Here is a 3,032-nt window from a genome sequence, read left to right as displayed (position 1 = left end):
CGCTCGAGTGTTTTCTCCGCTTCCTCGTTTCTTCGTGGTGACATTTTATCCTCCTTGAGAAGTCCCGTCCGCCGGTTTTTCCTCTTTAAATGGTGGTCTAATATACCATAAACCTTAAAGCGGTGGCAGAAGTGCCGTTATGTTCTCTATGAAGCATATGCCGTTGCCCTGCTTTCCCTTATGACCATGATTTTTATCTGACCCGGATAAACGACCTCTTTTTCTATCTTCTTGGCTATTTCGTGGGAAAGGATAGCTCCATCCTCGTCGCTCACCTGGTCGCTTTCCACTATCACCCTTACCTCTCTACCGGCCTGAATCGCATAACATCTCTCAACGCCCGGGAAAGAACTCGCAACGCCCTCTATGCTCTCGATCCTTTTCACGTAGTTCTCATACGTTTCTCTACGGGCGCCGGGACGAGCGGCGGAGATGGCGTCGGCTGCCTGTACGAGAAGCGGCAGGATTCCCTGGGGTTGGGGGTCATGGGTTTTTTCAAGCGCGTCAATAATTTTGGGGGGTTCACCGTATTTTTTGACGATGTTCGCTCCTATGTCCACATGGGAGCCTTCAACCTCGTGATCAACCGCTTTTCCTATGTCGTGGAGCAGTCCGGCTCTTTTAGCGAGCTTCTCGTTGTAACCGATCTCGGAAGCGAGCATCCCGCAGATGAATCCTACCTCAATCGAGTGATTGAGTATGTTCTGCGAGTAGCTTGTTCTGTATTTAAGCATCCCAAGCTTGTTTATCAGTTCCGGGTGCATGCCGCTTATGCCGAGATCGAAAAGAGCCTGTTCCCCCTCTTTCTGTATCTCCCTTTCTATTTCCTTTTCAACCTCGGTTACCACTTCCTCGATTCTTGCGGGGTGAATTCTCCCGTCTGCTATAAGCCGCTCAAGCGAAATTTTCGCCACTTCCCGCCTGATGGGATTAAAGCACGAAATCACAACCGTCTCAGGCGTGTCGTCAATAATGATATCCACCCCGGTACGAAGCTCTATGGAGCGGATGTTCCGTCCTTCGCGCCCGATAATTCTTCCCTTTACGTCGTCGCTCGGAAGATTGACGACCGACACTGTTTTCTCGCTCGTGTAGCTTCCGGAATATCTCTGTATGGCAAGGGATATTATGTCTTTCGCCTTCCGCTCGGCGGAGGAATTGCACTCTTCTTCTATCTGCTTGAGTCTTTTCGCCGCCTCGTGTCTTGCATCGTCCTCAACCAGCCTTACCAGTTCGGCTTTCGCCGACTCACGGGTAAAACCCGACACCTCCTCTATTTTTCCCTTTATCTCTTCAATGTTCTCATCAAGGGTTCTCTGCTTCTCCTCAAGAGCCAGATCTTTGCTCTCTAGATCCGCCTGTACTTCCTCAAGTTCCGTCTTCTTTCTGTCAATTTCCTCGTATTCTTTGCCAAGTTTCTCTTCCCTTGCTTTTAGCTTTTTTTCGGTAGCGGAAAACTCTCTGCGTTTTTCGCTCGACATCTTCTGCATCTGGGAATTTCTGTCCTTGACGAGCTTCTTCGCCCTGTTCTCAGCCCTGTTTCTTATCTCTTCCGCCTGTTTCTCGGCCTTTTCGATTATGATCTGGGCCTGACTCTGGCTTTTACGGATCCCGTTTTTCTCCCTGATCATCCTGTAGATGAAATGGGCGGCAAATCCAAGTCCAAAGAGCAGCAAAAACAGCAGTATTGATTGTGCTTGCATTTCAGTCTCCTTCTTTTTCCAGACAGTCGATGGTTCCGTCTTCTGTGATTATGCGACCCGTCTTAACGTCGGTTTCGTGCGAAGGGATGTTTTCTAGCACCTGGAACCGGTAGGCCAGTCCGAAGCACATCTGCCTGGGTATATCTTTTAAAAACCTGTCGTAAAAACCTTTTCCGTACCCGATTCTGTTTCCGGAGAAATCAAAAGCCACTCCCGGTACCAGTACGAGGTCAAGCCCGTCGCCGCGGGCGCGTTCAGCGTCCGCAGGGGGTTCCGGGATGGCAAAGGCCCCGGGGGTAAGTTCCTCAATATTCCTTGTTCTCAGGAAAACAAGATCGGAGCCTAGGGTTTTCGGAAAAAAAACCTTTTTTTCAAGATCAATGCATTTTTTGAATATTTCGCGAGTGTCGACTTCGCCGTTTACGGGGAAATAGAGAGCGACGCTTGACGCGTCGGAGAAAACCTTCTCGGAGAGAAGAACCTTGAGAATCAGGGCGGATTTTTCCCGGCGCAGTGATTGGGGAAGATTCCTCCTTTTCTCGAGAAGATCCCTTCTCAGCCTATCTTTTTCCTCAAGGACGGGACCCTGCGGGCTGGTTTCCCGGGAACCGTTTATGTATGTGGAACCGGAGCGGGTCTCAGAAGCTGTTTCCTCTTGATCTGAAAGGGTCTTCGGGGCTTTCTTCAATAAGGACGGGTTCTTTTTGGCTTCCGGGTGATTCGAGCAGTCCGACCAGTTCTTCTGTTTTTCTTTCCGCGGTTCTTTTGAACTCATCAAATTCCCTCTGCAGTGCGAAGAAATCATCGACGATCTCAAGAGAAGCCAGAAAAACGGGAGCAGGGACAGTTACAGGTGCGTTGTCTTCAGCTGCCTTGGTAATCTTTTGTTCAAGGTACTCTACAATTTTCATAAGGTAACTCTTTTCAGCATCCGTAAGGACTGAATATTCCTTGCCAAAGAAAACTACTTTTATCCTGTCTTTCATACCGATTCTTCGCCAAGGTGCTGTTCAATTGCCCTTATCATATTGTCGACGCGTGTTCTGAGGCGCTCCTTTTCGGCTTCAAGCGAAGCGACATTCTCTCTGAGCACCTTAATCTCTTCAAGCAATCTGTTGTGTTCTTCAGCAGTTCTGGCGTTTTTATCTACAAACTCTCTGATTTTTCTCTCAAGAATCTCCAATGATTCCATAATGAAAATAAATTGTATCACTATGGTGAAATTATTACAAATCACGCCTCAAGCGAGGGATTTGCGCTGTAGCGATTTTTTGGGTTGAGGTTTTCGAGCGCGAACCCAACTGACACGGCAATCCGGCATTCTCCAAG

4 protein-coding genes are annotated in these 3,032 nt (G+C 48.6%); all 4 read right to left on the bottom strand.

Annotated features, from left to right (window positions below; genetic code table 11):
• Positions 1-146: 146 nt before the first annotated feature.
• From rny to OXG10_03245, 4 genes are read right to left on the bottom strand one after another with little or no spacing between them, the layout of a single operon-like run.
• Positions 147-1,703 (bottom strand): ribonuclease Y, encoded by a 1,557-nt coding sequence (rny, locus tag OXG10_03260; protein MCY3826389.1) that lies wholly within the window; start codon positions 1,701-1,703, stop codon positions 147-149.
• Between the two features lies 1 nt (position 1,704).
• Complete coding sequence (locus OXG10_03255) at positions 1,705-2,391, bottom strand: 5-formyltetrahydrofolate cyclo-ligase (protein MCY3826388.1); 687 nt, start codon at positions 2,389-2,391, stop codon at positions 1,705-1,707.
• Positions 2,342-2,689 carry a cell division protein ZapA gene (locus tag OXG10_03250; protein MCY3826387.1) on the bottom strand — a complete coding sequence of 116 codons (348 nt, stop codon included), beginning with the start codon at positions 2,687-2,689 and terminating at the stop codon, positions 2,342-2,344. The genes OXG10_03255 and OXG10_03250 overlap by 50 nt, the downstream gene beginning before the upstream one ends.
• Positions 2,686-2,895 (bottom strand): hypothetical protein, encoded by a 210-nt coding sequence (locus tag OXG10_03245; protein MCY3826386.1) that lies wholly within the window; start codon positions 2,893-2,895, stop codon positions 2,686-2,688. Before OXG10_03245 ends, OXG10_03250 begins: the two co-directional genes overlap by 4 nt.
• Positions 2,896-3,032 lie beyond the last annotated feature (137 nt).

Source organism: Candidatus Dadabacteria bacterium (assembly GCA_026706695.1).
In the GTDB taxonomy this organism is placed as follows: Bacteria; Desulfobacterota_D; UBA1144; order Nemesobacterales; family Nemesobacteraceae; genus Nemesobacter.
The sequence above is the reverse complement of the archived record's forward strand: the minus strand, read 5'-3'. Positions and strand labels throughout refer to the sequence as shown.

Excerpts from the sequence above, each read along its gene's own strand:
- rny (MCY3826389.1), bottom strand. The coding sequence starts at position 1,703 with ATGCAAGCACAATCAATACTGCTGTTTTTGCTGCTCTTTGGACTTGGA.
- OXG10_03250 (MCY3826387.1), bottom strand. The coding sequence starts at position 2,689 with ATGAAAGACAGGATAAAAGTAGTTTTCTTTGGCAAGGAATATTCAGTC.
- OXG10_03245 (MCY3826386.1), bottom strand. The coding sequence starts at position 2,895 with ATGGAATCATTGGAGATTCTTGAGAGAAAAATCAGAGAGTTTGTAGAT.